Here is a 24742-nt window from a genome sequence, read left to right as displayed (position 1 = left end):
CTCGCGCGCGCGTCGCGGTGTCTCGGCCGGTCGCCCTGCCACGTCCTCGTGCACGCCGGGCAGTCTGGCGTGCCCGCCCCGGGCAGGTCCAGGGGCGGGCACGGGCGTCGTCAGGCCTGCTGGGCGAGCAGGAAGTCGCGCAGCCCGTCCAGGTCGTCGGTGTTGATCTGGTCGACGTGCGCGGCCAGGAGTTCGGCCCAGACGGCCTCGCGCTCGGGGCCGGGGGTGTCGGGGGTGTTCCAGAACCGCACCTCGCGGCCGGCCAGGTGGGCGGCGGTGACGAAGTCGACGAGCTTCTGCTGTTCCGCGGCGGGCATCTCGCCCTGGCCGGTCCAGGTGAACTGGTTGGCCCAGTTGTCGCTGACCAGCGGCATGAAGTCCGGGTCGGAGCCGTTGAACAGGTCGCCCGAGCGGCCGTCGTAGGCCGACCAGCGCAGGTGGTCGCGGGCCATCAGGTCGACGGGGCGGTTGCCGGAGATGACGGCCGTCGCCGCGCGCGGGGTGGCGTCGTAGCCGGCGTCGGTCATCGAGAACGACGTCATGGTCGTCGGGTACTGGGCCAGCGCCTCCTCGATGGCCAGCCAGCTCGCGACGGCGTCGCCCTTGATGTCGATGAGCAGCTGGACCGGCTGACCGTCGCCGTAGACGCTGCCGCCACCGGCCTGCGCCAGGTCCTCCAGCGGTTCGAGGTAGAGCGACTGCAGCGTGCGGGCCGGGTCGAGGTCCTCGGGGTCGTGCGCGACGAGCAGCTGGCCGTCCACGAGGTAGACGTCGGCCTCGACGCTGGTGAAACCCCGGTCGACCGCGTCGAGCAGGGGACGCTCGTGCTCGTAGTCGTTGTGCGCGTGGGCCTGAGCGAGCGGGGTGGCCATCGCGGGGTTCTCCAGCGTGGTGCGTTCCGCGGCCGACGCCGTGCCGGCGAGGGTCGCGGTGAAGGTGCCGGCCAGGGCGAGGGCGGCGAGGGCGCGACGGGGGGTTCGCATGGGTTCTCCAGGTTCGTAGGGAAGGCGAACGCTAGGGAGCCTGCCCCACGCCGAGCCGAACCTCCGTCGACGATCGTGAGACCTGTCGGTGAACCGCCTGTGCCGGAGCGTGCGCCCGGCACAGGCGGCCGGTCTCAGTGCGCGATGACCGGAGCCGCGTCGGGATCGACCACCGGGGCGCCCGGGCGCAGCAGCAGGAAGGTGACGACCGCACCGGCCGCGAAGATCCCCGCCGACCACCAGAACGCCGTGTGGTAGCTGGCGATCGCGGCCTGCGCCGCGTCCGCCGCCGTCGGGGCACCGTCGACGTTCCGGGCGATCCAGTCGGCCGCGGCGCTGCCGGCGAAGGCCGACAGCAGGGCCGTGCCGATCGACCCGCCGATCTGCTGGGACGTGTTGGCCATCGCCGAGCCGACGCCGGCGTCGGCGGGCGCCACGCCCAGGGTGGCCGTCGCCATCGCGGAGGAGAAGACGAACCCGAGCCCGAGGCCGGTGACCACCAGAGCCGGCAGAACGGCTGTGGCGTAGGCGGAGTCGACGTCGATGCGGGTCAGCCACGCCATGCCGAGCGCGGCGAGCAGCAGCCCGGTCGGGGTGAGGGGCTTCGGCCCGACCCGCGGCATGAGAACCGACCCCACGACGCCGGCGGCCACCGAGATGGCCGCGATCATCGGCAGGAACCCGAGCCCGGTCTGCACCGGGGAGTACCCCAGCGTCGAGCTCATGTAGTACGTCAGGAACAGGAAGATCCCGAACATCCCGGCGCCGACGACGGCGATGCCGATCAGCGCGCCGCCGCGGTTGCGGTCCAGCACGACGCGCAGCGGCAGCAGCGGGTGCGCGGCGCGGGACTGCCACCAGCAGAACACCGCCACCAGCACCAGACCGGCGGCCAGGAAACCCCACGTCGTCGGGGCCGACCAGCCGTCGGACTCCGCGCCGGCCAGGCCGTAGACGACACCGACCAGACCCAGCACCGCCAGGACCGTTCCGGTCCAGTCGAGGACGGGACGGTCCGGCGACTTCTCGTGCTTGAGCAGCAGCGCGCCGGCGACGACGGCCACGACCGCGAGCACGACGTTGATGTACAGGCACCAGCGCCACGACAGGTGCTCGGTGAGCAGCCCGCCGAGCAGCAGGCCGATGCCGCCGCCGGCCCCGGAGACCCCGCCGAAGATGCCGAACGCCTTGGTGCGCGCGGCGGGGTCGGTGAACGTCGTCGTCAGCAGCGACAGCGCAGCGGGTGCGAGCAGCGCCCCGAACGCGCCCTGCAGGGCACGCGCCACGATGAGGACACCGAAACCTCCCGCCGCGCCGCCCAGGGCCGAGGCCAGGCCGAAACCGACGAGCCCGATGAGGAACACGGGTTTGCGCCCGATGAGGTCGGACAACCGGCCGCCGAGCAGCAGCAGGCTGCCGAACGCCAGGGCGTACGAGGTGACGACCCACTGGCGGTTCTCGTCGGAGAACTGCAGGGCGGACTGCGCCGTCGGCAGGGCGATGTTCACGATGGTCGCGTCCAGGACCACCATCAGCTGGGCCAGCGACAGGACCGCGAGCACGATCCACTGCGCCTTGCTCGAGGCCGGGGCAGCGGCGACGTGCGCGCCGTCGCCCGGGGTGCGGGGGCGGGGTGTCCGCGCCGCCGCGGGGTCGGACGTCGCGGTGTGACGGCCCGCTGGGGTGTTGCTCATCCGGGGGTTTCCTCCACTCAGCGGAGATGGCTTCTCCGCTTCGAGGTTACCAGCGAAGTTGAGGTGGGGTCTCCGCTTTCGCGGGTAGGCTGGACCGGTGAGCACCACCGAGGACGCCAGACCCCTGCGGCGCGACGCCGAGCGCAACCGCCGGCGCATGCTCGAGGCGGCGGCCGAGGTCTTCGCCGCCCGGGGGCTGTCCGCGACCCTCGACGACGTCGCCCACCACGCCGGGCTCGGGGTCGGCACGGTCTACCGGCGCTTCGCCGACAAGGACGCCCTCATCGAGGCGCTGTTCGAGGACCGCATCCGCGCCCTGGTCGCTCTGGCCGAGACCGCCTGCCGCGCAGCCGATCCCTGGGAGGGTCTGGTCACCTACCTGGAGGCGGCCAGTTCCCGGATGGCCGCCGACCGCGGGTTGCGCGAGGCCGTCACGACCCCCGGGCGCGGGCAGGTCGGCGTCACGCTGGCCCGCGCCGAGCTCGGCCCGCGGGTCGACGAACTGGCCCGCCGCTGCCGCGAGGCGGGGGTGCTGCGTCCCGACGTCGCGGGCACCGACATCGCGACCCTGGTGCACGCCGTCCAGGCGGCCGCGCAGATCGGCGGCGCCATCAGCCCCGAGCACTGGCGCCGGACGCTCGGCATCCTGCTCGACGGCCTCACGCCGGCTCGGCCGGCGCCCACGCCGCTGCCGGGCGCGGCGCTGTCGGAAGGGGAGTTCCACGAAGCCATGAGCGCGCGTCAGGGCCGGCCGGGGCGGGCCTGACGCCGGCCGCCCGCCGGCGGCGCACAGCGGGCTGGACGCTCACGGAACGCCACCGTGCACGATCACCCTCCTCGCTGGTCGTGCACGGTCACGCGGGATCCACGCCTCACCGGGTGACCAGCACCCCGCGACGGCCCCGGTCACTGCTGGTAGTGCTCGACCTCCGGCGCCGGGCGGACCTGCGCCTCGTCGGGGTCCTGGCCCGCCGCGCGGCGGGCCTCGCGCTGGCGCAGCAGGTCCCAGGCCTGGTCCAGGGCCTCCTCGGTGGCCTTGAGCTGCGCGTGCTCCTCCTGCGCGCTCAACTCCCCGGCCTGCAGCGCCTCGCGCAGCCGGTGCTCGGTGGCGACCAGGTCGTTGATCCGCTGGTGGATGTCGCGCTCGTCCATGCCTCGATCCTGACCCCGACCGGTCCGCACCGCGACCGCGAGGACGGCGCAGGACCACCGGCCGCGAGGGCCGCTCCGTCGGCAGCTTCCGGGGGAACCGCGTCGCAGTTGAGCCAACTCCACCCGCGACCAGTGCAGGACTACTAGCATCCCTGCGTGCTCTCACCCGATCATGAGGCCGACGAGGACGTCGAAGCCGTGCTCGCGGGATCCCGCGCCGTCGTGGGCATCAGCGTGCGTTCGCTGGCCGACGCCATGGAGTCCCTGACGTTGCAGCAGTACCGCGTGCTGGTGCTGATCTGCTCGCGCGGGCCGCTGCGCAGCGGTGCCCTGGCCGCCGCCATCGGCGTCCACCCCTCGACGTTCACCCGTGCGGTGGACCGGCTGGTGGCCGCCGGGTGGGTGGTGCGCCAGGACAACCCCGACACCCGACGGGAGGTGCTCGTCGCCCCCACCGACAAGGCGCGGGTGCTCGTGGGTCAGGTCCTGGCCCGCCGGCGCGCGGAGTTCGAGGACGTCCTGGCCCGCATGACGTCCGACGACCGCGCCAGCGTGCGGGACGGTTTCGCCCGCTTCGCCGAGGCGGCCGGCGACGTCGACATCCCGCAGGCGGCCGCTCTCGGCTACGAGAGCTGAGGTTCGCGCACGTCGACCGTGCGGTGCGCCTTGGTCTGCCGGCGGGTGTGGTGCCGGCGGCACAGCACCTCGTACTCCACGGTGCCGACCGGGCCGACGTCGAGCGTGCCCTCGGGCTGACCGACGTCCCCGACCACGACCTGCTCACCGGCGACGACCATGACCCCGTCGACCGTGCGCGCGTTGTGGGTGGCCCGCCGCCCGCACCAGCACAGGGCCTCGACCTGCGGGACCTGCACCCGGTCGGCGAGCTCGATGAACCGCGCCGAGCCGGGGAACAGCCGTGTGCGGAAGTCGGCGGTGATGCCGAACGCGAAGACGTCGATCCCCAGGTCGTCGACGAGCCGGGCCAGCTGCTCGACCTGCTCGGGGTCGTAGAACTGCGCCTCGTCGCACACGACGTAGTCGATCGGCTCGGCCGCGTGCCGCCGGCTCACCTCGACCCACAGGTCGGTGTCGTCCTCGACCTCCAGCGCGGGGCGCGCCAGCCCGATGCGGCTGGAGATCGTCGCCTGTCCCGCCCGGTCGAACCGCGAGAACAGCAGCCCCGTGCGGCCCTGGACGCGGTGGTTGTGATCGGTCTGCAGCGCGAGCGTCGACTTCCCGCAGTCCATCGTCCCCGAGAAGAACACCAGTTCGGCCACGGGCGTCCATCTTGCCGCACGGGAGGGGGTGGCCTTGGGGGGGGGGGGGGGGGGGGGGGGGGGGGGGGGGGGGGGGGGGGGGGGGGGGGGGGGGGGGGGCGGGGGGGGGGGGGGGGGGGGGGGGGGGGGGGGGGCGGGGGGGGGGGGGGGGGGGGGGGGGTGGGGGGGGGGGGGGGGGGGGGGGGGGGGGGGGGCCCCCCCCCCCCCCCCCCCCGGGTCCGCTCGCGCCGGCGTCCCTCAGGCGTCCCTCAGGCGTCCCTCAGGCGTCGCCGGCGGTGACGGCCTGCGCCTCCGCGGGCGAGTGCGGGGCGGGCTCGCCGTGCTCGACGACGAGGTGGCGGCGGCCGCCGCGCAGGACGGCCAGCCCGATCAGCACGCCGAGGGCACCGAGGACGAACGGGGACCAGTCGGTGAAGACCTCACCGAGCTCGCCGGCCGCCCACGCCGCGATCGCGCCGCCGATGAACCGGACGAAGGAGTAGGCCGCCGAGGCCGTCGAGCGCTGGGCGGGGGAGACCTCCATGACCAGCTCGGTGACGATGGTGTTGTTCACGCCCAGGAAGATCCCGGCCACGATCGTGCCGACCACCAGCACGGCCTTGACGTCGACGAAGACGGCCTCGACCAGCAGGACCACGGCGAACAGCGCGAGCATCGCGGACACGACGGGAACCGTCCCGAACCGGCGCTGCAGGCGCGGGGCCAGGGCCACCGACGCGATCGCGAGGCAGACGCCCCAGCCGAAGAACACGAACCCGAGCCGGATGGGGGAGGAGATCTCCAGTGCGAAGGGCGTGTAGGCCAGCAGGGTGAAGAACCCGAAGTTGTAGAGGAACGCCATGACCGCGACGGTCAGCAGACCGCGGTGCCGCAGGGCGCGGACCGGGTCCTTGACCGAAGCCTTGACGGCGGGTTTGGGGGTGGCCGGCAGCAGCGTCACGATGGCGACGAACGCGATGGCCATGAGGACGGCGGTGCCGAAGAACGGTCCGCGCCAGGACACCTCGCCGAGCAGGCCGCCGACCAGCGGGCCGGTCGCGATCCCCAGTCCCAGAGCGGCTTCGTACAGGATGATCGCGTTGGCCATGCCGCCGCTGGCCGCGCCGACGATGGTCGCCAGGGCGGTGGCGATGAACAGCGAGTTCCCCAGGCCCCAGCCGGCGCGGAACCCGACGATTTCACCGATCGAGTTCGACGACCCGGCCAGGGTGGCGAAGACGACGATGAGGACGAGACCGGCCATCAGGGTCTTCTTGGCGCCGAACCGGCTGGAGACCCACCCGGTGAGCAGCATGGCCAGCCCGGTGATGCCGAGGTAGGAGGTGAACAGCAGCAGCGTCTGGGACTTGGTCGCGCCGAGCTGGCCGGCGATGGCGGGCAGGATCGGGTCGACCAGCCCGATGCCCATGAACGAGACGACGGCGGCGAAGGCGACCGCCCACACGGCGACCGGCTGCTTCAGCAGGTCGGATTTCGCGTCGGAGTGCGACACGGAGGGTCCTTTCAGCGCTCCACGGGGTGGAGCGCGCGAGTGGTGTTCTCCAGCAGGCCGATCAGGCGTTCGACGTCGTCGGTCGCTGTCTCCCGCAGGGCGCGGGCCAGGGGTTCGCGCAGCCGGCGGCGGTTGCGGAGCAGTTCGTCCTCACCGGCTGGGGTGAGGTGGGCCAGGACCGCGCGGGCGTCGGCCGGGTCGGGGGCGCGTTCGACGTACCCGGCGTCCTCGAGGCGTCCCAGCAGGCCCGTCATGCTCGGCTGCGCGCAGCGTTCCAGCTCGGCGAGCCGGCTGACGCGCAGCGGGCCGGACCGGTGCAGCGCGCCCAGCACGCGGGCCTGGGTCAGGGACAGCCGGGTCCCGGAGGCGGCGGCCGTGGCCGTCCGCGTCAGGTCCGAGCAGGCGAGGAGCAGCCGCTCGGCCAGCTCCTCGTTCAGTTGCATAGGGACACTATATGACTGGTGCGACGCCGCGGCAAGGTGACAGGAGTGAACGCAGCGTGGTGAGCTTGTGCGGTGAGTGACGAGCGGTCGACCGAGCACCTCGCCGAGCAGCCCGAGGGCCGCCGTCGGCCGACGGACCGGCGCAGCCTCATCGACCTGACGCGCGCCGAGCGCGGCGAACCGGAGCGCCGCAGGCTCCCCGGCGTCGAACGCCGCTCCACCCCGCAGGGCACCGACACCTCGGACGGGGTCGGGGACGGGGACCGCTGACGCGCGCGGAACGCGGGCCCGCGGCGAGGTGCGTCAGACCAGGGCGCTGAACGCCTCGACGTCGCGGATCTGGCCCGAGACGATGATCACGTCGTCGGCGTTCAGCACGGTCTCCGGGGTCGCGTAGGTGAAGCCCTCGCCGGGTTTGTGGTGCGCGACGACCGTCACCCGGTAGGTGCTGCGCAGCTTCGCCTGCTGCAGGCTCTTGCCGGTGATCGGCGTCGGCGGCGTCGTCTTGACCATCGCGAACCCGTCGTCGAACTCGATGTAGTCGAGCATGCGACCCCGCACGAGGTGCGCCACGCGCAGCCCCATCTCGTGCTCGGGGCGGATGACCTTGTGGGCGCCGAGCTGGGTGAGGATCCGCGCGTGCGACTCGCTGATGGCCTTGGCCCAGACGTTGCGGATGCCGAACTGCAGCAGCACCGAGACGGTGAGGATGCTGGCCTCCAGGTTCGTCCCGATGCCGACCACGGCCCGGTCGAACTCGTGGACGGACAGCTGCCGCAGCGCCTCCTCCTTGGTGGAGTCGGCGACGACGGCGTGCGTCAGCGACCCCGCGAGCTCGTCGACCAGCGCCGGGTCGTTGTCGATGCCCAGGACGTCGACCTGCCCGTCCTCCATGAGCTCCAGGGCCAGGGACCGCCCGAACCGGCCGAGGCCGATGACCACGACCGAACGGGGGCTCGCCAGAGCCGAACGCTGCCTACCCAATGATCGGCCTTCCCTCGGGGTACTCGTACATCCTGGACCGCTCGCGCAGCGCGAGCGCCGCCCCGAGCGTGATCGGCCCGATGCGGCCGAGGAACATCAACACCGCCAGGATGACCTGTCCGGCCTCCGGCAGCTGCACCAGCAGCCCCGAGCTGAGCCCGACGGTGGCGAAGGCGGAGATGACCTCGAACACCACCATGTCCAGCGGGGCCCGGGTCATCTCGGTCAGCACGATGGTGGCGACCACGACGACACCCACCGAGACCAGCGCCACCGTCAGCGCCTGCCGCACGACGCGGTCGTTGACCTTGCGGCCGAAGACGCTGACGGTCGGCTCGCCGCGGAACTCGGCGTACAGGGCCACGGCGAGCAGCGCGAACGTCGTCACCTTGATGCCGCCGGCCGTCGAGGCCGACCCGCCGCCGATGAACATCAGGACGTCCATCACCAGCCACGACCCGCCGTTCATGGCCGTGATGTCGATCGAGTTGAACCCCGAGCTGCGGGTCGCCGACGCCTGGAACAGGCCGGCCAGAGGACGAGCCCACCAGTCCAGGGCGCCCAGCGTCGCGGGGTTGCGCCACTCGTTGACCGTCAGGAAGAACCAGCCGAACACCAGCAGCGGGATCGTCGTGGCCAGGGTCAGCTTGGTGTGCAGCGACCACCGCTGCGGCAGCCGGAACTGCCGGCGCAGCTCCAGGAGCACCGGGAAGCCCAGACCGCCCAGGAACGAGGCGCCCACGACGGGCAGGCACATCCACGGGTCGGCCACGAAGTCCGTCATGCTGTCCGACCTCAGGACGAAGCCGGCGTTGTTGAAGGAGGAGACGGCCAGGAACACGCCCTCCCACGCTGCCGAGGGCAGGCTGCGGTCGTAGGCCACGAACAGCCGGGTGGCCAGCGAGACGGCCGTCACCAGCTCGACGACGACGGAGACGCGCAGGACGCCGAGCAGGACGGTGCGCACGTCGCCGAGGTCCAGGCCGCGCGACTCGGTCGCGGTCAGCATCCGCGAGCGCAGGCCCAGGCGGCGCGAGGCGAAGACCCCCAGCAACGAGGCCGACGTCATGATGCCGAACCCGCCGACCTGGGCGAGGGCGAGGATGACGACCAGGCCGAAGCCCGACCAGTGCTCACGGGTGTCGACGACGACGTGCCCGGTGACGCAGAACGCGCTGATCGAGGTGAACAGCGCTTCGACGAAGGTCGCGGCCCCCTCGCCACGGCGGGCGACCGGCAGCCACAGCAGCCCGGTCCCGATGGCGGCGACCAGGGCGAACGCGAGCGCGACGATCTGGGCGGGGTGCCGGACGATCCGGGGACGGCGCGAGGCGCGAGGGTCCACCACCGGTCCTGCCTCCGCCTCACCTCGATCGACGGCGCGGGCGCGCCGGTCCGGTCAGGCTACCCAGGCGGTGGTGGCGGCGGGTGCCTCAGTCCTGTTCGGGGACCTCCAGGAGGTCCAGCAGGTCGGTGCGGCCGAAGAAGCGCGCCGACTCCAGCGCGTTCGGGGTGCCCAGGTAGGGGTCGGCGTCGGCGGCCACCAGGGCGGCCACGACGTCGCGTTCGCCCTTGAAGACGGCTCCGGCCAGCGGGGTCTGACCGCGGGCGTTGGTCCGGTCCGGATCGGCTCCACGTTCGAGCAGGGCCAGGACCGTGCGCGCGTGGCCGTGGTAGGCGGCGAGCATCACCAGGGTGTTGCCCTCGCTGTCGGAGGAGTTCACCGGAACGCCCGCGTCCAGGTAGCCGCACAGTTCGCGGGTCCGGCCCTGACGGGCGTGCTCGAACACGCGGTGCGCCAGTTCGAGGGCTCGTTCTTCACCCTCGTCCGCGGGACCGGTCGGCTGGGCCCCCACGGAGCCCGGCGCCGACGCCCCGGACGACCCCTCCGGGGTCTCCTCGCGGCTCTCCGTCACGCGGCCAGGGTAGTTCGCGGGCCCGCACCGTCGCACCCCGTGCGGGTGTCGAGGTCAGTCGCGGTCAGTCGCGGTCCAGGACAGCGCCAACGGTGACCATGGCGCCGCTGAGGGCAGCGAGGTAGGCCCGCGACACCTCGTAGACGGCGTGACCGGCGTCGACGATGACGACCGGTTCGTCGTCCTCGTAGGCCAGGACCGCGCGCAGCGCGCTGCCGGCCGGACCGCGCCGCTCGACCAGCGCCCGCCGCACGGACAGCGCGACGCCGGTCGTCTCGACCAGCTCGGCCTCGTGCATGCCCAGGACGGTCGCGACCCCGGACAGCAGACCCACGGTGTAGGCCAGGTCGGAGTCCTGCGGTGCCAGCCGCGCGCAGGCGGCGGCCCGGGCCAGCACCATCGTCAGCGCCTCGGTGTCCACGCTCGTCACGCCGCCCAGGAGCATGAGCACGACCCAGGAGCACAGCTGCTGCCGGCCCAGCAGGACGATGGCCTGCCGCAGCGAGGTGATCTCGCTCTTGGTGCCCACCGCGGCCGAGGAGACCGTCTTGAGCACCCGCAGGCTCAGGGCGGGGTCGGAGGCGACGAGCTCCTCGACCTCGCGCAGGGGGACGTCCGCGCCGGTCAGGGCCCGCACCAGCCGCAGGCAGACCAGCTGCGAGGGTGTCAGGCTCACGGCCTCCAGCGTCACCGGACGCTGCAGCCCGTAGCCCTGGAAGTGGTCCGCCCCCGCCTCCAGGCAGCGGGCGAACAACGCGTCGTCCTCGATGCGTTCCACGACGACCAGCGCCGTCGGGTTGTGCTCGCGGGCCAGGGCGATGACGCGCTCGAGGTCGTCACCGGCGGCCTCGACGTCGACCTTCACGTAGTCGGCCAGGGCGACGGCGGGCAGCCGGGACACCTCGCCGACGAAGTCGTCGATGGCGATCCGGTACCCCTGGGCGCGCAGCCTGGTCAGCCCGGCCAGGACGAGGTCGTCGACGTCGATGGTCTCCAGCAGCTCCAGGACGACCTGGTGCGGCGAGCACGGCATCGGCAGCTCACCGGTGAAGAAGCCCCGGGTGAGGTTGATGAACAGGAGCTTGTCCGCGGCGATCTGCTCGACGCCGAAGTCGCCGAACGTGGCGCTGATGACCTGCGACGTCGCGTGGTCCTGCTCGGCGCCCTCGGCCAGCTCGGCCGCGGCCCGGCCGTGGTTGCGGAACAGCAGTTCGTAGGCGACCAGCCGGCGCTGGCGGTCGTAGATGCCCTGCCGGCCGACACGGACCGGTGCGACCGAGCCGTTGGCGTCCTCGCAGGAGGCGGTGGGGGTCGGACCCGTGGACCAGGTCATCCCGGCGTCCCTCCCCTCCGTCGTCAACGCGGAACTCACTCCCGAGTCAACGGCTGCTGCGGCCCGGTCCTGAAGCGTTCGGGACGAGACGTTGGGCCGAACGGGGTGCGCTCAGACGGTGGTGCGGTGGAAGTTCAGCGCCGAGCGGCTCGGCGTCGGCCCGCGCTGCCCCTGGTAGCGCGAACCGGAGGCGCTGCTGCCGTAGGGGTTCTCGGCCGGGGAGGACAGCTGGAAGAAGCACAGCTGGCCGATCTTCATGCCCGGCCACAGCGTGATGGGCAGCGTCGCGACGTTGGACAGCTCCAGCGTCACGTGGCCCGAGAAGCCGGCGTCGATGAAGCCGGCCGTGGAGTGCGTGAGCAGGCCCAGGCGGCCCAGGCTGCTCTTGCCCTCCAGCCGGGCGGAGATGTCGTCGGGCAGCGAGACGACCTCGAAGGTCGAGCCCAGGACGAACTCGCCGGGGTGCAGGATGAACGCCTCGTCGGGCGCCACCTCGACCAGCCGGGTGAGGTCGGGCTGCTCCTGGGCGGGGTCGATGACCGAGTACTTGTGGTTGTCGAACAGCCGGAAGAAGCGGTCCAGACGCACGTCGACGCTGCTGGGCTGCACCATCGACGCCTCGTACGGGTCGAGGGCGACGCGTCCGGAGTCGAGCTGGGCGCGGATGTCGCGGTCGGAGAGCAGCACGGACGTCACGGTACCGTCGGCGCGAGGACCCCCCGGCAGCCTGTATGGTGGTCCGCGACCGACCCGGCCGGGTGGGTCACGCGGGTGTAGTTCAATGGTAGAACTTCAGCTTCCCAAGCTGATAGCGCGGGTTCGATTCCCGTCACCCGCTCGTCGACGAAGGCCCAGGTCCGGTGGACCTGGGCCTTCGTGCGTGTGTCCCTCCGTACGGTGCAGGCCGCGGTCGGCGCCGGACGACGTGTCGGCGACCTGGTGCTCACCAGACGTCGACGCGACGGCAGTCGCGCCCGCGCAGGGGTCCCGTGGAGTGGATCGGCCGTGGAGGCAGGTGCGGGTGTCCCGGGGACGTCGTGGGAGCGACCGTCTCGGGACACCCACGGCTCACTCCACGTGGTGACACCGGTGGGTGCGACAGCGTGGTCACCGGCGCCGGGGGTCCTCGAGGAGCCGGGGAACGCACCGGGTTCCCGGCGGTTCTCCGTGCCGCAGGTGCCGGCGGTGCCGGTCGACGGCCAGGGTTCCTGACCGGAACGTCCCGGGGCGGACGCACCGCGCCTCGTGCGACGACGTGCCCGCGCGTGGGGGACGACTAGGGTCGGGGAGGTCGACACGGCAGTCGGCACCACGACGGGAGGAACCATGGCCTTGCGCGTCCTGTTCATCGGCGGCACCGGGATCATCAGCTCGGCCTGCGCCGACCTCGCGGTCGCCCGCGGCCTCGACCTCACGGTGCTCAACCGCGGCACCGGCCGGCGTGGGCTGCCGGACGGGGTGACGGCGCTGTCCGCCGACGTCCGCGACCCCGCGCAGGTGCGGGAGGTGCTGGGGGACCGCACGTTCGACGTCGTCGTCGACTTCGTCGCCTTCACCCCCGACCACGTCGCCGCCGACGTCGAGCAGTTCCGCGGACGCACCGGGCAGTACGTGTTCATCTCCAGCGCGAGCGCCTACCAGAAACCCGTCGGGCACCTGCCCATCACCGAGTCCACCCCGCTGCACAACCCGTTCTGGCAGTACTCGCGCGACAAGATCGCCTGCGAGGACCTGCTGACGAAGGCGTACCGCGACGAGGGTTTCCCGGCCGTCGTGGTCCGGCCCAGCCACACCTACGACCGCACGCTCGTGCCGCTCGACGACGGCTGGACGGCGGTCGACCGCATGCGGCGCGGCAAACCCGTCGTCGTGCACGGCGACGGCACCTCGACGTGGGTGCTGACGCACCACACCGACTTCGCCAAGGGTTTCGTCCCGCTGCTCGGCGAACCCGCCGTCACCGGCGACACCGTGCACATCACCGGCGACGAGGTCCTGACGTGGGACCAGATCGCCCGGACGCTGGGTGCGGCCGCCGGGGTTCCCGATCCGCAGCTCGTGCACGTTCCCAGCGACGTCATCGCGCGGGAGGCGCCCGACCGCGGGCCGGGTCTGCTGGGGGACAAGGCGCACTCGGTGGTCTTCGACAACACCAAGCTCAAGCGGCTCGTGCCGGGGTTCGCGGCGACGACGAGCTTCGCGGCAGGCGCCCGGGAGATCGTCGCCCACCACGACGCCACCCCGGACCTGCGGGTCGTCGACCCCGATGTCGACGCCCGCCAGGACCGGCTGGTGGAGCGGTTCGGCTGATCAGCCCTTGAAGGCGTCCTTGACGTGCTCGCCGCGCTGCTTGAGGTCGGCGGCCGCCTGGTCCTTCTGACCCTCGCGGCGCAGCTCCTCGTCGTCCTTGGCGCCGCCGGCGGCTTCCTTCGCCCGGCCCGCGACGTCCTGCGCGGCGTTCTTGATCTTGTCCGATGCGCTCACGGTTCCTCCTCCTCGAACACCGGGGAGGTGGCGGACGAAGATCCGTCGATGCCCGTCCCCGGATGCGGTCCCACTGCAGCACCGCTGCAGCGGGACCGCATCCGGAAGGGATCAGGCGTTGGCCTTGGCGCCGCCGTCGTCGCCCGGCCCGAGGCCGGGCGGCAGTTCACCGAAGCTCTTGCGGTACCAGGCGGCGGCCTGACGTTCGACGATCAGCCGGGTCAGCCCGATGATGGCGCCGGAGGCCAGCGCCCAGACGATCGCTTCCCTCCACGCCACGTCGGGGTCCTCCGGGTTGTCCGGCGGCGGGGACTTGGTCACCGCGACCCAGGCCTTCTTCGTGACGCGGCTCGCGATCGCGGTCGCGAGGATGCCGGCTCCGGGGCCGACGAACTTCCAGACGAACGAGCTCATGGGTCCGAACCCTGCCCTACAGCAGGTCCAGGAGCCAGCCCAGGACCGGCGTCAGCGCGGCGGCGCTGCCGGCGAGGACGGCGACCACGACGATCAGCGTCATCAGCTTGACCGCCCGGGACGGGCCGCCGTCGGGACCTCGCATCATCCGCAGCACCACCACATTGTGCTGTGCGGGGGGAGCGCGAGCGCCCAGCAGGGGTAGGGTCGGGGCACACGACAGGGGAGCGCCGTGGGGCGCTGAGAGTGCGGGCATCCGCAGACCCTCGAACCTGATCCGGTTCACACCGGCGTAGGGAGTCGGGCCGTCTCGACCCGTGGCCACCGCGGCCGCGGGTCCCCCTCCTGCTCCAGGAGGACACCGTGAGCACCACCGTCAGCCGTTCCCGCGGAGCCACCCGCTGGCGCACCGTCGACCTCGTCACCGCCGCCGTCCTCGGCGTCGCCTTCGGCGTCGTGTTCTGGGGGTGGGGCGTCCTCTACGCCGTCCTGACCCCGTTCTTCGTCACCGTGCCGTTCCTGCAGAGCCTGCTCAGCGGCGTCTGGCTGCTGCCCGCCGTCGTGGCCGCGCTGATCGTGCGCCGTCCGGGCGCCGCGCTGCTGGCCGAGATGGTCGCCGCCACCGTCGAAGCCCTGCTGGGCAGCCACTGGGGCTTCGGCGTCCTGGTCTCCGGCGCGATCCAGGGGATCGGCGTCGAACTGGCCGTCGCCCTGTTCGCCTGGCGCCGGTTCGGCCCGGCCGTCGCCGTCCTCGGCGGGGTGCTCGCCGCGGTGCTGGAGGGCGTCTACGAGCTCTTCGCCTACTACGCGGGGGCGTGGACGCCGGGGTTCCAGGTCCTCTACGTCGCCTGCTTCGCCGTCTCCGGCGCCCTCGTGGCCGGACTCGGCGGCTGGGCCCTGGTCCGCGGCCTGGCCCGCACCGGCGCGCTGTCCGCGTTCCCCGCCGGTCGCGACCGTGCCTGACCTCGCGCTGCGAGGACTCAGCGTCGTCACCGGGGGCCGCACCCTCGTGCGCGACGTCGACCTCGACGTCGCGGCGGGGGAACGGGTGCTGCTCACCGGGCCCAGCGGCGCCGGCAAGTCCACCGTCCTGCGGGCGCTGGCGGGTCTGCTGGAGGACCACCTCGAGGCCACCGGCGACGTGCGCCTCGACGGCCGCGCCCCCGTACCGGGGCAGATCGGCCTGCTCGTGCAGGACCCGCTCGACGCGGTCGTCGCCGAGGCGGCCGGCCGCGACACCGCCTTCGGCCCGGAGAACTCCGGCCTCGACCGCGTCCGCACCTGGCAGCTCGTGGCCCGCGCCCACGCCGCCGCCCGGTACTCCGCCGGGCGGGACCGCGAGGTCGTGACGCTGTCCGGGGGCGAACGCCAGCGGCTGGCGCTGGCCGGAACGCTGGCCGCCGACCCGGCCGTCCTGCTGCTGGACGAACCGACGTCCATGCTCGACGCCCCCACCGCGGCCGCCGTCCGCGCGGCCGTCCTGGACGCCGCCCGCGGCCGCTCCCTCGTCGTCGTCGACCACGACCTGGCCGGCTGGGGCGCCCACGTCGACCGCGTCGTCGTCCTCGGCCGGGACGGCCGGGTCGCCGCCGACGGCCCCGCCGACCGGGTGCTGGTGCCGGGCAGCGCGACCGAGGGCCTGTGGCTGCCGGGCGTGCCGGACCCGCAGCCGCTGCCGGTACCCGCCGGGCTCCTCGCCCCGCAGTGGCGAGTCGACGGCGACCTGTTGCAGGGCGAGGGGATGGGTCTCGTCCGTCGGCGGCGTGGGCTGCGGCCGCGGCCCCCGGCCACGGTCCTGCGCGCCGTCGACGTGACCGTCCGCGCGGGCCGCGTGACACCCGTGACCGGCGACAGCGGCGCGGGCAAGTCCAGCCTGCTGGCGGTGCTGGCCGGACTGGCGCGGCCCACCAGCGGACGGCTCCTCGCGGCCGCCGGGCTCGCCGCCGACGGCCGCCGCGAACCGCACCGCTGGCGCTCGCGGGACCTGGCCGCCCGCACCGGCTGGGTCCCGCAGTTCCCCGAGCACACGTTCCTCGCGCACACCGTGCGCGAGGAGGCCGCCGCGACGGCCGCCGTCCTGGGGCGCGACACCGACCGGGCCGGGCGGCTGCTCGAGCTGCTCGGCCTGGCCGACCGCGCCGAGGTCAACCCGTTCCAGCTCTCCGGCGGGGAGCAGCGACGGCTGGCGCTCGCGGGCGCCCTGGCCGCCGGGCCGGCGGTCGTGCTCGCCGACGAACCCACCGTCGGGCAGGACCGCGGTACGTGGGCCGTCGTGGCCGGGCTGCTGCAGGCGGCCGCCCGGGACGGCGCCGGGGTCGTCCTCAGCAGCCACGACAGCCGGTTGCTGGACGCGATCGGCGGGGACGGCGGGGTCCACCTGGAGGCCGGGACGCTGCGGGAGGTGGCCGCGTGACCGCGTCCGACGCCCACCCGAGCGGCGTCCGCACCCGTGTCCACACCGATGTCCACAGCCGTGTGGACAACCCGGTGGCTACCACGTCCGGGGGTGTGGACGAAACGGTTCCGCCGACCGCGGCGCAGCGGCGCGGTGCGGGTCCCGGACCAGCGGTGCGGCACTGCGGGCCGCTGCCGGTGCTGGCGGTCAGCCTCCTCTGCGCGGTCGGTGCCCTCGCCGTGCAGGAGTGGTGGCACGCGGCGGGAGCCCTTGCGGTGCAGGCACTCTGCCTGCCGCTGGTGGTCGGTGGCCCGCGGACCCTGCTGCGCCGGCTGCTGCCGGTGGGCATCGCGGCCGTCTCCGTCGGCTGGTCGACCGTGCTGGCCGGTGACAGCCCCGAGCCCCTGTGGACAGCGCTGACGGCCACCCTGCGCCTGCTCGTCCTGGTCCTCCCCGGGGTGGTGCTGTTCGGCTGGATCGACCCGGCCGAGACCGGTGACCACCTCGCCCAGCGGTTGCGGGTGCCGGCCCGGGTGGTCGTCGCCGTCGTCGCGGCCATCGGACGGCTGGACTCGCTGACCGACTCCTGGGACCAGATCGCCGCCGCCCGCCGGGTCCGCGGGTTCGGCCCGGGCCGGTGGCCGGCCTCCCGGGTGCGGTGGGCGGCCTCGACGGCGTTCGGCCTGCTGGTCGACGCGGTGCGCCGCGCCGGGCGCGTCTCCGTCGCGATGGACGCGCGGGGGTTCGCCGACGAGAGCGCGACCCGGCGGACGTGGGCGCTGCCGGCGCCGTGGCGGCGCGCCGACACCGTCCTGCTGGTGGTGGGCACCGGCGTCGCCGCGGTCCCGCTGCTGCTGCGGCTGACGGGTGCGTTCCTCACGTCGACGACCTGACGGCTGACCTACCGCGGCCCTGGCCGGCACGGCAGTCTCCTGCCAGGCCGCCGGAGGGGAGACGACGTGGAGGGTGCGGTGATCAGCGCCCGTGACGTCCAGGTCGTCCGGGAGTGGCCCGACCGGCCGTCGGCGACCCTGCTCGACGACGTCGAGGCGGACGTCGCCACGGGCGAGGTCGTGGCGGTGGTGGGCCGGCGCGGCGCCGGGGTCTCGACGCTGCTGGGCGTGCTCGGCGGTCGCGTCCGGCCCACCCGGGGCCGGGTGCGGGTGCTCGGCGTCGACCCGTCGCAGGACCGGCGGGGACTGCTCACCGGATCCGTGACGGTGCTGCCGGCGCACGGTGCCCTCTTCGACCACCTCACCGTCGCCGAGACCGTCGGGTTGTGGACGTCGTTGCACGCCGATCCCCACGACCTCGAGGACCTGCTGGAGCTGGCCGACCTGGCCCCGTTCGCGTCCGTGCTCGTGCGTCGCCTCGACGTGGCGGCGCAGCAACGGCTCCGGCTCGCCGTGACCTTCGCGGGCCGCACCCCCCTGGTGGTCTGCGACGAACCGGCCGGGGGTGCGGCGGCCGGGACGGGCCGGGCGCTGGCCGCGCTGCTGGGCCGGCACCGCGCCGAGGGGGGCACGGCCGTCGTGGCCGGGGGGAGCCCGGACGCCCTCGACCCCGACGTGGTGGCCCGCGCGGACCGGATCGCGGTGCTGCGCCGCGGACGGCTGGTGACGTTGTCCCCGCCCGGGGAGGTCATCGCCCGGTTCGCCGCGCACGGGGCCGCGACCGTCCTGCTGACCGACGCGCGCGAGGCCGGCGACCTGACCTCGGCGGTGCCGGGCGCCACCTTCCAGCGGGTGGGCGAGCAGACCCGCGTCGAGCTGCCCGACTGCCCCGCCGGCCGTGTCCGCCAGCTCACCGAGCCGCTGCGCTCGGTGGTCGACCTGCGCCACCACGAGGCCACCCTCACCGACGCCGTCCGGCGCGCGACCGCCGACCGGCGGCGACCCGTCGCCCGGACCTCACCGTGAGTCCCGGTCAGTCCCCGGTGGGCCTGGTCACCGGGCTGCCCCGCACCGCGGGCGGCGGCCCCGCGCGACCTGCGCGGCGGCCCGGCCCGGTCCGCGCGGCGACGCTGGAGTCCCTGCGGGACAAGGGGTTGCTCCTGCAGGCCGGACTGACGCCGCTGCTCGTGCTCCTCGCCGGTGCCCTGGTGGGAGGCGGGGCGCACCTGCTGCCGACCGCGGTGGCCCTCACCGCCCTGGTCCTGGGGCTGCCCGGGACGGCCGGGCGGGTGGTGCGGTGGCGCGGACGGGGAACGCTCGCGCTGCTGCTGGGGGCCGGTGGCCTGCGGCGGCCGGGCAGGGCGCGTCGGCTGGCGCTGGTGCTCGTCCCCTCCCGCCTGCTGCTGACGGTGCCCGCCGCGGTGGTGGCGGTCGCCGGGTGCGCGCTGACGGGCACGCTCGACGTGGGGGCGCGGACCACCGCGACCGGGGTGCTGAGCGGTGCGCTGGGCCTGGTCGTCGTCGCTGTGCTGGGCAGCGCGACCTGCACGACGCTCGGCGTCCTGGCCGGGTGCCTCCTGCGACCCCGGGAGGCCCGCCTGGTGCTGTGGCCCGCCGCCGTCGTCGTGGCGCTCGGTGGCGTCCTGGTGCCGCTCCCGGTGCTGCCCGACCCCGCCGCGGCGGTCCTGCGCTGGATCCCGCCGGCGGTCATGGCCGAGGGGCTGCGCGAGGGGCTGACGTCCGGTGCGGGTCCGCGGGGCGTGACCGTCGCGGTCCTCGCCGCGGCCTTCTCCGCAGCGGCCGGTGCCCTGGTCGTGGTGTGCACCCGTGAGAAACGCACGCTCCTCCGGTGAGGAGCGCACTCCCCCGGGGGGCGGCTGCGGAGGCAGGCTGACGGCGCACACCGCACCACCCACACGTGTCCCGCTTCCACCACCCGCACCACCAGAGATCGAGGGGTTCCCGTGAACGTGATCGAGGCGACAGCACGGCCGTCCGGCACCGGCGCCGCACTGGACGACGAGCTGGACCGGCTGCTCGGCGCCGTGACCGTCCCGTCCGTGCAGCGTCCGCAGCGACGCCCCGTCATCGCGGCGAACCCCCTGTGCCTGTGCTGGCCCGACGACGGGGAGTGAACCGGACGGACGCCGGATGAGTTCCGGCCCCCGGGGACTGGCTCCGCGGGGGGTGTGGCGTCTGCTGCGCGATCCCGGCGGCGCCTTCCTGCTCGACGACGACACCGACCGCGTTCCCGTCGGCCACCGCTCCGCGAAGGTCCTGGAACTCCTGGGCCGGCGCGGCGGCGGGGTGCCGACCGGTGAACTCGTCGCCGAACTCGGCATCGGGGACGAGGAGGTGCCGGGGTTCGCGGCCGACCTGGCCGAGCTGGTCCGCGCCGGGTTCGTGACGCGGACGGCCGACACCCGCCCGAGCCTGCACGTCGCCGCGGTCGGGCGGACGGACACCGGGGAACTCCTCCGGGCCGTCGCGGCCGGGTTCCGGACGGTCGACGACCCCGCGGCCGCGGACCTGGTGGTCCTGGTCTGCGACGACCACGCCGACCCTCGCCTGCCGGACGCGCTGACCGACGCCGCGTCGCGCTCGGCGGTCCTGCTCGTGCGGTGGGGAGCGGGGCGGTGCTGGATCGGCCCTGTCGTGGAACCCGGTGCCGGGCACCGCCTCCGGGGAACCTGCCCCGGGTGCCTGCTGGCGGCCCTCCGCCGCAACGCCGAACCCGACCTCGCGGGCGCCGCGCACCCGGTCGTCCCGGCCGGCGTCGCGTTGCAGCGGGCGGCGGTCGGTGCCGTCGTGGGAGCCCTCGACGGCCTGGTGCCCTCCGGTGGTGCCGACGACGAGGAACTGCGCCCGCTGTGGCGTTCGGCGATCCGGGAACTGCGGCTGCACACCTTCGACGTCGTCGTGCACCCCGTTCCGCCGTGCCCGCGGGAGGGTTCGGGCCCGGAGGAGGGGGTGCAGCCGTCGACCGGGACGACCGACCTGCTCGCGCGGATCGCGTCCGAGACCTCCGACCTCACCGGGGTGCTGGCTCCGCCGGTGGTGCGGCAGGCCGCCTCGGGCCGGTTCCTGGCCACGACCACCCACCCGGTCCGGGCGCGATCGGCCAACGGGGTCCGGTGGCGCCGGGCGACGGCCTACGGTTCGGGCCGCACCGCCGAGGCTGCGCTGACGGCCTGCGCCGGCGAGGCCGTCGAGCGGTTCAGCACCTCCTGGCGACCGGATCCGCGCGCGGTTCCCACCACGGCCGGCGAACTGCGCCGCGCGGGTTTCGAGGTCGTCGCGGTCGAGGGCCTGCGCGACGACGAACCCGGCGAGTTCCGGGAACTGCGGGACGTCCTGGACGGGCGTGCCAGCGGTCGGTGGGTTCCCGCGGTGGCCACGACGTTCGGGCACCCGGACGAACTGCCGGCCGGTGCCGCGCGGGTCGACTCCAGCGGGTGCGCGGCAGGCCGGACGGTCGCCGACGCGGTGCGCCGCGGCCTGGCGGAACTGCTCGAACGTCACGCCGTGGCGTCCTGGTGGTGGTCCTCGGCCCGGCGGCCGGAGGTGGTGGACCCCGACGCCGGGCAGTTCGACGCCGAACTGGCCCGGCACGGGCGGACGGGGTGGTTCCTCGACCTGACGACCGCGAACGGGGTTCCCGTCGTGGCGGCCGTCGGCGTCGACGCCGACCGACGCGCCGTCACGCTGGGGTTCGGGGCCGCGACCTCCCGGGCCGGGGCCGTCCACCGCGCCGGCGACGAACTCCTGCAACTGCTGGCCTGCCTGCAGTTCGGGGACGAACTCGGCCTGGCCGGCGCGGGGACACCGCAGTTCCAGGCCCTGCGCGTCGACGACCTGCCGCACCTGCTGCCGCACGGACGGGTGGAGGCGGAGGAGGGGGACCCGCAGGACGACCTGGCCGTCCTGCGCGACTGGCGGTCGCGGCTGGAGCGCGACGGCGTCGACGTCGGCTACCTGGACCTCACCCACCCGCGGCTGCAGGTCCCGGTGGTGCGGGTCGTCTCCTCGCGCCTGCGTTCCTGGCGCCGGCCCGGCGGCAGCCCGAACCCGTGGGACCTGCCGGTCTGAGCGTTCCGCCGTCGGGCCCGGCCGGGCGGTCGTCCCCGACGACGCTGGGTGCGCGGGCGGATACGGTGTCCGCCGTGCGTGCGCGGCCCGAAGTTTCCCGGTTCTGGGGGCGCCCGCGCCCGGGGACCGGTGCCGTCACCCGCCGGCTGCAGGCCCTGGCGGTGGTCCTGTTCGTCCTGTGCGCCCTCGGGTTGTCCGTCTCGGTCGTCGACGACGTGCTGACGGGGGAACTCGGCTGGGCCCGGACCGGAGCGCGGTACTCGGTTCCGTTCGCGTTGACCGCGACCGTCGTGAGCGCGTCCGCGGCCGTGGCGGTGACGCTCGTCGTGCTGGGCCGGACCCTGGGCCGGCGCGCCGAGCGCCCCCGCGCAGCCGCGCTCGTCGCCCTGGCCCTGGTCGCCTACGTGCCCGCGTTGCTGCTGGGGCCCGGGTGGATCGCCTGGTCGGCCGTCCTGGGCTGCTTCGCCCTCGAACTGCTGCCGGCGGCGGCGGCCACGGTCGTCTACCTGGCCGGACTGCTCGCGCAGCTGGGGGTGAGCCGCGCCGTGGGGGAGGCCTGGGGCGACACCGTGTTCGCGGGGATCAGCTACGTCGCGACCTCGGTGCTGCTGTTCCTGGTCGTCCGGTCGGTGAACACGTACCGCGAACTGGAACTGGCCCGCGCCGAACTCGCGCACGCCGAGGTGCTGGCCGAGCGCGTGCGGGTGTCCCGCGACCTGCACGACCTGCTGGGCCGCAACCTCGCGGCGATCTCGCTGAAGGTCGAACTGGCCCGCCGCCACCACCGCTCGGGCAAGGGCGAGGCGGTCCGCTCCGAGCTCGACGAGGTCCTGGCGCTCAGCCACGCCGCCGCGGCGGACCTGCGGGTCCTGGTGGCGGGGTACCGCGCGCTGAGCCTGCGCTCGGAGCTGGCCGCGGCCGTGCGGCTGCTGACCGACGCGGGAGTGCGGTGCGAGGCCGACGCCGACCCGGGCCTGCAGGCGGGCGCGGCGGACGAGGTGGTGGCCTGGGTTCTGCGCGAGGCCGCCACGAACGTGGTCAAGCACGCCCACGCCACGCGCTGCCGGATCGCCGTCCACGTCCGGCAGGAACCCGCGGCGGTGCAGCTGGTCGTCGAGAACGACGGGGTCCACGACGGCGACGAGGCGTCGGGGAGCCCCTTCCCCCTCGGCGCGGGATCGGGTCTGCTGGGGATGCGGGAACGGGTGCAGGCCCTGGGAGGGTCGGTGTGGTCGTCGGCCGGAGGTGGCACGTTCCGGCTGAGCTGTTCGGTGCCCTTGTCGAAGGTGTCGGCCGTGGAGGGGAAGTCGTGATCCGGGTGCTCGTCGCGGAGGACATGCACATCGTGCGGTCCGCGCTGGTCGCGTTGCTGCAGACCGAGGACGACCTGGAGGTGGTGGCCTCGGTCGAGCGCGGGGACCAGGTCCTGGCCGCCCTGTCGACGACACCCGTCGACGTCGCGGTCCTGGACCTGGAGATGCCCGGCGGCGACGGGATCACCGTCGCGACCCACCTGCGCCGGGAGGCGCCGGGCACCAAGGTGATCATCCTCACCGCCCTGGGCCGCCCGGCCGCCGTGCGCAGCGCGCTGGCGGCGGGGGTGGACGGCTTCGTGCTGAAGAACGCGCCCGTCGACGAGCTCGTCGACGGCATCCGGCAGGTGGCGGCCGGGGGTCGCGTGCTGCACCCCGAGCTGGCGGCGGCCGCGGTGCAGCGGGGCGACTCGCCGTTGACGGCCCGGGAGGCGGACGTGCTGGTGCTCGTGGCCGACGGCTGCACCGTGCGCGAGACCGCACACCGGCTGGTGCTCAGCGAGGGGACGGTGCGCAACTACCTCACGGCGATCGTCGACAAGCTCAACGCCCGGGGACGGACCGACGCCGTGAAGATCGCGCAGACGAACGGCTGGATCTGAGGGGGCGGCGTTCGGACCGTCACGGCAGGTCCCAGACGTCCGCGAGCATCCCGCCGTCGGCGGTGTGGCGCTCGGGGGCGGGGGAGTCGAGCACGACGAGCAGCTGGTCGACCGTCCCGGTCACCTCCGCCGGGACCAGCGCGATGCCCTCGGGGTGGTCCACCCCCTGCCCGTGCGGCAGGTCGAGCACGACGGGCAGCTCCTGGGCCCGCACCACCTCGGCCGCGTCCACGACGCCCCCGCCGACCCAGCGGTGCACCCGGGTCGGCCCGGACAGCCCCATCGACGGCCCGGACAGCACCAGCAGGTCGTCGCCGTCGGGGCACAGGTCGCGGATGCCCAGGCCGCGCAGGTCCAGCAGGTGCAGCCGGTAGGTCGCGCCGTCCTCGAACTCCTCCAGCACCAGCCGGCCGGGCCGCCTGGGGTGCGTGCGGGGCCGCAGCTCCAGCAGGACGGCCCAGCCGCGCAGCACCGGTCCGCGCAGCCCGACGTACAGGCGCAGCCCGTCGGCGCCGTGGTGCACCGCGACGCCTTCGACGTCCAGGCCGTTGTCCTTGGACGGGATCTGCAGGAACGGGGCGAGCAGGTCGTCCGAGCGCAGGTGGGAGGTGAGGTCGTCGTCGCGCGCGCCGAGGACCGCGGCGGTCAGCCGCTGCCCGTCGACCTCGACCTCGCGGGCGGGGAGCCCGGTGACCGGGTCGACGGGGAGCCGGACCAGGACGTACCGGTTGGCCTCGCGCACGATGCGGCCCAGCCGCTTGCGCGCCTTGACGTCGCTGTCGGAGTCGCGGATGCGCTTGCGCTTCAGGCTGTGCGAGCCGATCGCCCACAGCCACGGGCCGCTGCGGGCCAGGCCCTCGATGTCGGCCTCCTCGCCGTCCGGGCCGGGCAGGTCGACGAGCTCGGCGAGCGGGACCGTGATCTGGTGGGCGAAGGACTGCACGCGCCCGTCCACGAGGACGGCCGTGAGCCGCTCGACGGTGGCCGTCTCGTCGCCGGCCACCCACAGGTGGGAGCCGTCGGTGCGGACGGCCGACAGGTTGACGTGCGTGCCCCCGGCCTTGGAGGCCTCGTCGAAGTGCAACGGGATGCGCCGCTTCGGTTCCACGTCGGGAACAGCGTGCGGCAGGTCGTGGGAGTTCCCGGGAACAAGGAGCGCGGCTCGTGAGTTGAGCCCATCAGACTCAAGGTGAGTGCGGTTCGACTTGACAGCCGGAACCGGCTCGGGGAACTTGAGTGGGGAACGCTCAACAGTCGTCTCAGTGAGGAAGAGGG

At 74.3% G+C, this 24742-nt stretch carries 28 protein-coding genes, 1 tRNA gene and 1 riboswitch; of the genes, 14 read left to right on the top strand and 15 right to left on the bottom strand.

The genetic code is table 11. From position 1 onward, the window contains the following. Nucleotides 1-110 precede the first annotated feature (110 nt). Together ACRYR2_RS21455 and ACRYR2_RS21450 are read right to left on the bottom strand one after the other, a co-directional pair. On the bottom strand, nucleotides 111-983 hold the full coding sequence (locus tag ACRYR2_RS21455; RefSeq protein WP_432564922.1) for a phosphatidylinositol-specific phospholipase C/glycerophosphodiester phosphodiesterase family protein: 873 nt from the start codon (nucleotides 981-983) through the stop codon (nucleotides 111-113). A 134-nt stretch (nucleotides 984-1117) separates the two neighbouring features. Continuing rightward, on the bottom strand, nucleotides 1118-2677 hold the full coding sequence (locus ACRYR2_RS21450) for an MFS transporter (RefSeq protein ID WP_432564921.1): 1560 nt from the start codon (nucleotides 2675-2677) through the stop codon (nucleotides 1118-1120). 97 nt (nucleotides 2678-2774) lie between these two features. Here ACRYR2_RS21450 and ACRYR2_RS21445 point away from each other — a divergent pair, with 97 nt between their 5' ends. Beyond that, entirely contained in the window at nucleotides 2775-3443 is a 669-nt protein-coding gene (locus ACRYR2_RS21445) for a TetR/AcrR family transcriptional regulator (RefSeq protein WP_432564920.1), read from the top strand. A gap of 140 nt (nucleotides 3444-3583) precedes the next feature. Here ACRYR2_RS21445 and ACRYR2_RS21440 read toward each other — a convergent pair whose 3' ends face one another. Next, nucleotides 3584-3829, bottom strand: coding sequence for a DUF2630 family protein (locus ACRYR2_RS21440; RefSeq protein ID WP_432564919.1), 246 nt, complete (start codon nucleotides 3827-3829; stop codon nucleotides 3584-3586). Between the two features lie 156 nt (nucleotides 3830-3985). On the opposite strand from ACRYR2_RS21440, the gene ACRYR2_RS21435 reads away from it, so the two are divergent. Then, complete coding sequence (locus tag ACRYR2_RS21435) at nucleotides 3986-4465, top strand: MarR family winged helix-turn-helix transcriptional regulator (RefSeq protein ID WP_432564918.1); 480 nt, start codon at nucleotides 3986-3988, stop codon at nucleotides 4463-4465. Here the strand turns inward: ACRYR2_RS21435 and ACRYR2_RS21430 are convergent. The 3 genes from ACRYR2_RS21430 to ACRYR2_RS21420 all read right to left on the bottom strand — a co-directional run bounded on the left by ACRYR2_RS21430 (nucleotide 4453) and on the right by ACRYR2_RS21420 (nucleotide 7044). After that, on the bottom strand, nucleotides 4453-5109 hold the full coding sequence (locus ACRYR2_RS21430) for a thymidine kinase (protein WP_432564917.1): 657 nt from the start codon (nucleotides 5107-5109) through the stop codon (nucleotides 4453-4455). The genes ACRYR2_RS21435 and ACRYR2_RS21430 overlap by 13 nt on opposite strands. Before the next feature lie 259 nt (nucleotides 5110-5368). After that, a complete protein-coding gene (locus tag ACRYR2_RS21425; RefSeq protein ID WP_432564916.1) occupies nucleotides 5369-6601 on the bottom strand; it encodes an MFS transporter in 1233 nt (410 codons plus the stop codon). 11 nt (nucleotides 6602-6612) lie between these two features. Then, nucleotides 6613-7044: a MarR family winged helix-turn-helix transcriptional regulator gene (locus ACRYR2_RS21420; protein ID WP_432564915.1), complete on the bottom strand. Its 432-nt coding sequence runs from the start codon at nucleotides 7042-7044 to the stop codon at nucleotides 6613-6615. Between the two features lie 72 nt (nucleotides 7045-7116). On the opposite strand from ACRYR2_RS21420, the gene ACRYR2_RS21415 reads away from it, so the two are divergent. After that, nucleotides 7117-7314 (top strand): hypothetical protein, encoded by a 198-nt coding sequence (locus ACRYR2_RS21415; protein WP_432564914.1) that lies wholly within the window; start codon nucleotides 7117-7119, stop codon nucleotides 7312-7314. A 33-nt stretch (nucleotides 7315-7347) separates the two neighbouring features. Here the strand turns inward: ACRYR2_RS21415 and ACRYR2_RS21410 are convergent, their stop codons facing one another. The 5 genes from ACRYR2_RS21410 to dcd form a co-directional block, all read right to left on the bottom strand. Continuing rightward, nucleotides 7348-7986 carry a potassium channel family protein gene (locus ACRYR2_RS21410; protein ID WP_432564913.1) on the bottom strand — a complete coding sequence of 213 codons (639 nt, stop codon included), beginning with the start codon at nucleotides 7984-7986 and terminating at the stop codon, nucleotides 7348-7350. Between the two features lie 34 nt (nucleotides 7987-8020). After that, nucleotides 8021-9373, bottom strand: coding sequence for a TrkH family potassium uptake protein (locus tag ACRYR2_RS21405; protein WP_432564912.1), 1353 nt, complete (start codon nucleotides 9371-9373; stop codon nucleotides 8021-8023). An 88-nt stretch (nucleotides 9374-9461) separates the two neighbouring features. Next, nucleotides 9462-9884, bottom strand: a complete 423-nt coding sequence (locus ACRYR2_RS21400) for an ankyrin repeat domain-containing protein (RefSeq protein ID WP_432564936.1) — start codon at nucleotides 9882-9884, stop codon at nucleotides 9462-9464. A 124-nt stretch (nucleotides 9885-10008) separates the two neighbouring features. After that, entirely contained in the window at nucleotides 10009-11277 is a 1269-nt protein-coding gene (locus ACRYR2_RS21395) for an EAL and HDOD domain-containing protein (protein WP_432564911.1), read from the bottom strand. A 111-nt stretch (nucleotides 11278-11388) separates the two neighbouring features. After that, nucleotides 11389-11964, bottom strand: coding sequence for a dCTP deaminase (dcd, locus tag ACRYR2_RS21390; RefSeq protein ID WP_432564910.1), 576 nt, complete (start codon nucleotides 11962-11964; stop codon nucleotides 11389-11391). Nucleotides 11965-12044: 80 nt separating this feature from the next. Between dcd and ACRYR2_RS21385 the strand changes: the two genes are divergently transcribed. Both ACRYR2_RS21385 and ACRYR2_RS21380 read left to right on the top strand, forming a co-directional pair. After that, nucleotides 12045-12115 (top strand) — tRNA-Gly (locus ACRYR2_RS21385). Nucleotides 12116-12603: 488 nt separating this feature from the next. Further along, a complete protein-coding gene (locus tag ACRYR2_RS21380; protein WP_432564909.1) occupies nucleotides 12604-13587 on the top strand; it encodes an SDR family oxidoreductase in 984 nt (327 codons plus the stop codon). Here ACRYR2_RS21380 and ACRYR2_RS21375 read toward each other — a convergent pair whose 3' ends face one another. The 3 genes from ACRYR2_RS21375 to ACRYR2_RS21365 all read right to left on the bottom strand — a co-directional run bounded on the left by ACRYR2_RS21375 (nucleotide 13588) and on the right by ACRYR2_RS21365 (nucleotide 14323). After that, the gene (locus ACRYR2_RS21375) at nucleotides 13588-13761 is read right to left on the bottom strand and encodes a CsbD family protein (protein ID WP_432564908.1); all 174 of its coding nucleotides are present in this window, start codon (nucleotides 13759-13761) and stop codon (nucleotides 13588-13590) included. It lies immediately after the preceding gene. Between the two features lie 111 nt (nucleotides 13762-13872). Next, nucleotides 13873-14175 carry a DUF4235 domain-containing protein gene (locus tag ACRYR2_RS21370; RefSeq protein ID WP_432564907.1) on the bottom strand — a complete coding sequence of 101 codons (303 nt, stop codon included), beginning with the start codon at nucleotides 14173-14175 and terminating at the stop codon, nucleotides 13873-13875. A 16-nt stretch (nucleotides 14176-14191) separates the two neighbouring features. Further along, nucleotides 14192-14323 (bottom strand): hypothetical protein, encoded by a 132-nt coding sequence (locus ACRYR2_RS21365; protein ID WP_432564906.1) that lies wholly within the window; start codon nucleotides 14321-14323, stop codon nucleotides 14192-14194. 63 nt (nucleotides 14324-14386) lie between these two features. Further along, nucleotides 14387-14491: riboswitch (TPP riboswitch) on the top strand. 47 nt (nucleotides 14492-14538) lie between these two features. Between ACRYR2_RS21365 and ACRYR2_RS21360 the strand changes: the two genes are divergently transcribed. From ACRYR2_RS21360 to ACRYR2_RS21320, 9 genes are all read left to right on the top strand, one after another. Next, nucleotides 14539-15138: an ECF transporter S component gene (locus ACRYR2_RS21360; protein ID WP_432564905.1), complete on the top strand. Its 600-nt coding sequence runs from the start codon at nucleotides 14539-14541 to the stop codon at nucleotides 15136-15138. Beyond that, entirely contained in the window at nucleotides 15131-16588 is a 1458-nt protein-coding gene (locus ACRYR2_RS21355) for an ATP-binding cassette domain-containing protein (RefSeq protein WP_432564904.1), read from the top strand. Before ACRYR2_RS21360 ends, ACRYR2_RS21355 begins: the two co-directional genes overlap by 8 nt. 74 nt (nucleotides 16589-16662) lie before the next feature. Continuing rightward, a complete protein-coding gene (locus tag ACRYR2_RS21350) occupies nucleotides 16663-17463 on the top strand; it encodes an energy-coupling factor transporter transmembrane component T family protein (protein WP_432564903.1) in 801 nt (266 codons plus the stop codon). 78 nt (nucleotides 17464-17541) lie between these two features. Further along, a complete protein-coding gene (locus ACRYR2_RS21345) occupies nucleotides 17542-18489 on the top strand; it encodes an ABC transporter ATP-binding protein (RefSeq protein ID WP_432564902.1) in 948 nt (315 codons plus the stop codon). Beyond that, the gene (locus ACRYR2_RS21340; protein ID WP_432564901.1) at nucleotides 18486-19316 is read left to right on the top strand and encodes a hypothetical protein; all 831 of its coding nucleotides are present in this window, start codon (nucleotides 18486-18488) and stop codon (nucleotides 19314-19316) included. The genes ACRYR2_RS21345 and ACRYR2_RS21340 overlap by 4 nt, the downstream gene beginning before the upstream one ends. A gap of 111 nt (nucleotides 19317-19427) precedes the next feature. Next, nucleotides 19428-19598 carry a hypothetical protein gene (locus tag ACRYR2_RS21335; RefSeq protein WP_432564900.1) on the top strand — a complete coding sequence of 57 codons (171 nt, stop codon included), beginning with the start codon at nucleotides 19428-19430 and terminating at the stop codon, nucleotides 19596-19598. Nucleotides 19599-19614: 16 nt separating this feature from the next. Then, complete coding sequence (locus ACRYR2_RS21330) at nucleotides 19615-21552, top strand: YcaO-like family protein (RefSeq protein WP_432564899.1); 1938 nt, start codon at nucleotides 19615-19617, stop codon at nucleotides 21550-21552. 74 nt (nucleotides 21553-21626) lie between these two features. Further along, entirely contained in the window at nucleotides 21627-22865 is a 1239-nt protein-coding gene (locus ACRYR2_RS21325) for a sensor histidine kinase (RefSeq protein WP_432564898.1), read from the top strand. After that, on the top strand, nucleotides 22862-23467 hold the full coding sequence (locus ACRYR2_RS21320; protein ID WP_432564897.1) for a response regulator transcription factor: 606 nt from the start codon (nucleotides 22862-22864) through the stop codon (nucleotides 23465-23467). Before ACRYR2_RS21325 ends, ACRYR2_RS21320 begins: the two co-directional genes overlap by 4 nt. A gap of 19 nt (nucleotides 23468-23486) precedes the next feature. On the opposite strand, the gene ACRYR2_RS21315 is transcribed toward ACRYR2_RS21320, so the two are convergent. Then, nucleotides 23487-24575 (bottom strand): DUF3616 domain-containing protein, encoded by a 1089-nt coding sequence (locus tag ACRYR2_RS21315; protein WP_432564896.1) that lies wholly within the window; start codon nucleotides 24573-24575, stop codon nucleotides 23487-23489. Nucleotides 24576-24742 lie beyond the last annotated feature (167 nt).

Origin of the sequence: Kineococcus deserti (assembly GCF_050871945.1) — a bacterium.
Classification (GTDB): domain Bacteria; phylum Actinomycetota; class Actinomycetes; order Actinomycetales; family Kineococcaceae; genus Kineococcus.
This window is presented reverse-complemented; position numbering and strand designations above follow the sequence as displayed.

Bases quoted from the DNA above. Each gene is read 5' to 3' on its own strand.
- ACRYR2_RS21455 (WP_432564922.1), bottom strand. From the start codon at position 983: ATGCGAACCCCCCGTCGCGCCCTCGCCGCCCTCGCCCTGGCCGGCACC.
- ACRYR2_RS21450 (WP_432564921.1), bottom strand. From the start codon at position 2,677: ATGAGCAACACCCCAGCGGGCCGTCACACCGCGACGTCCGACCCCGCG.
- ACRYR2_RS21440 (WP_432564919.1), bottom strand. From the start codon at position 3,829: ATGGACGAGCGCGACATCCACCAGCGGATCAACGACCTGGTCGCCACC.
- ACRYR2_RS21420 (WP_432564915.1), bottom strand. From the start codon at position 7,044: ATGCAACTGAACGAGGAGCTGGCCGAGCGGCTGCTCCTCGCCTGCTCG.
- ACRYR2_RS21395 (WP_432564911.1), bottom strand. From the start codon at position 11,277: ATGACCTGGTCCACGGGTCCGACCCCCACCGCCTCCTGCGAGGACGCC.
- ACRYR2_RS21380 (WP_432564909.1), top strand. From the start codon at position 12,604: ATGGCCTTGCGCGTCCTGTTCATCGGCGGCACCGGGATCATCAGCTCG.
- ACRYR2_RS21370 (WP_432564907.1), bottom strand. From the start codon at position 14,175: ATGAGCTCGTTCGTCTGGAAGTTCGTCGGCCCCGGAGCCGGCATCCTC.
- ACRYR2_RS21365 (WP_432564906.1), bottom strand. From the start codon at position 14,323: ATGATGCGAGGTCCCGACGGCGGCCCGTCCCGGGCGGTCAAGCTGATG.
- ACRYR2_RS21330 (WP_432564899.1), top strand. From the start codon at position 19,615: ATGAGTTCCGGCCCCCGGGGACTGGCTCCGCGGGGGGTGTGGCGTCTG.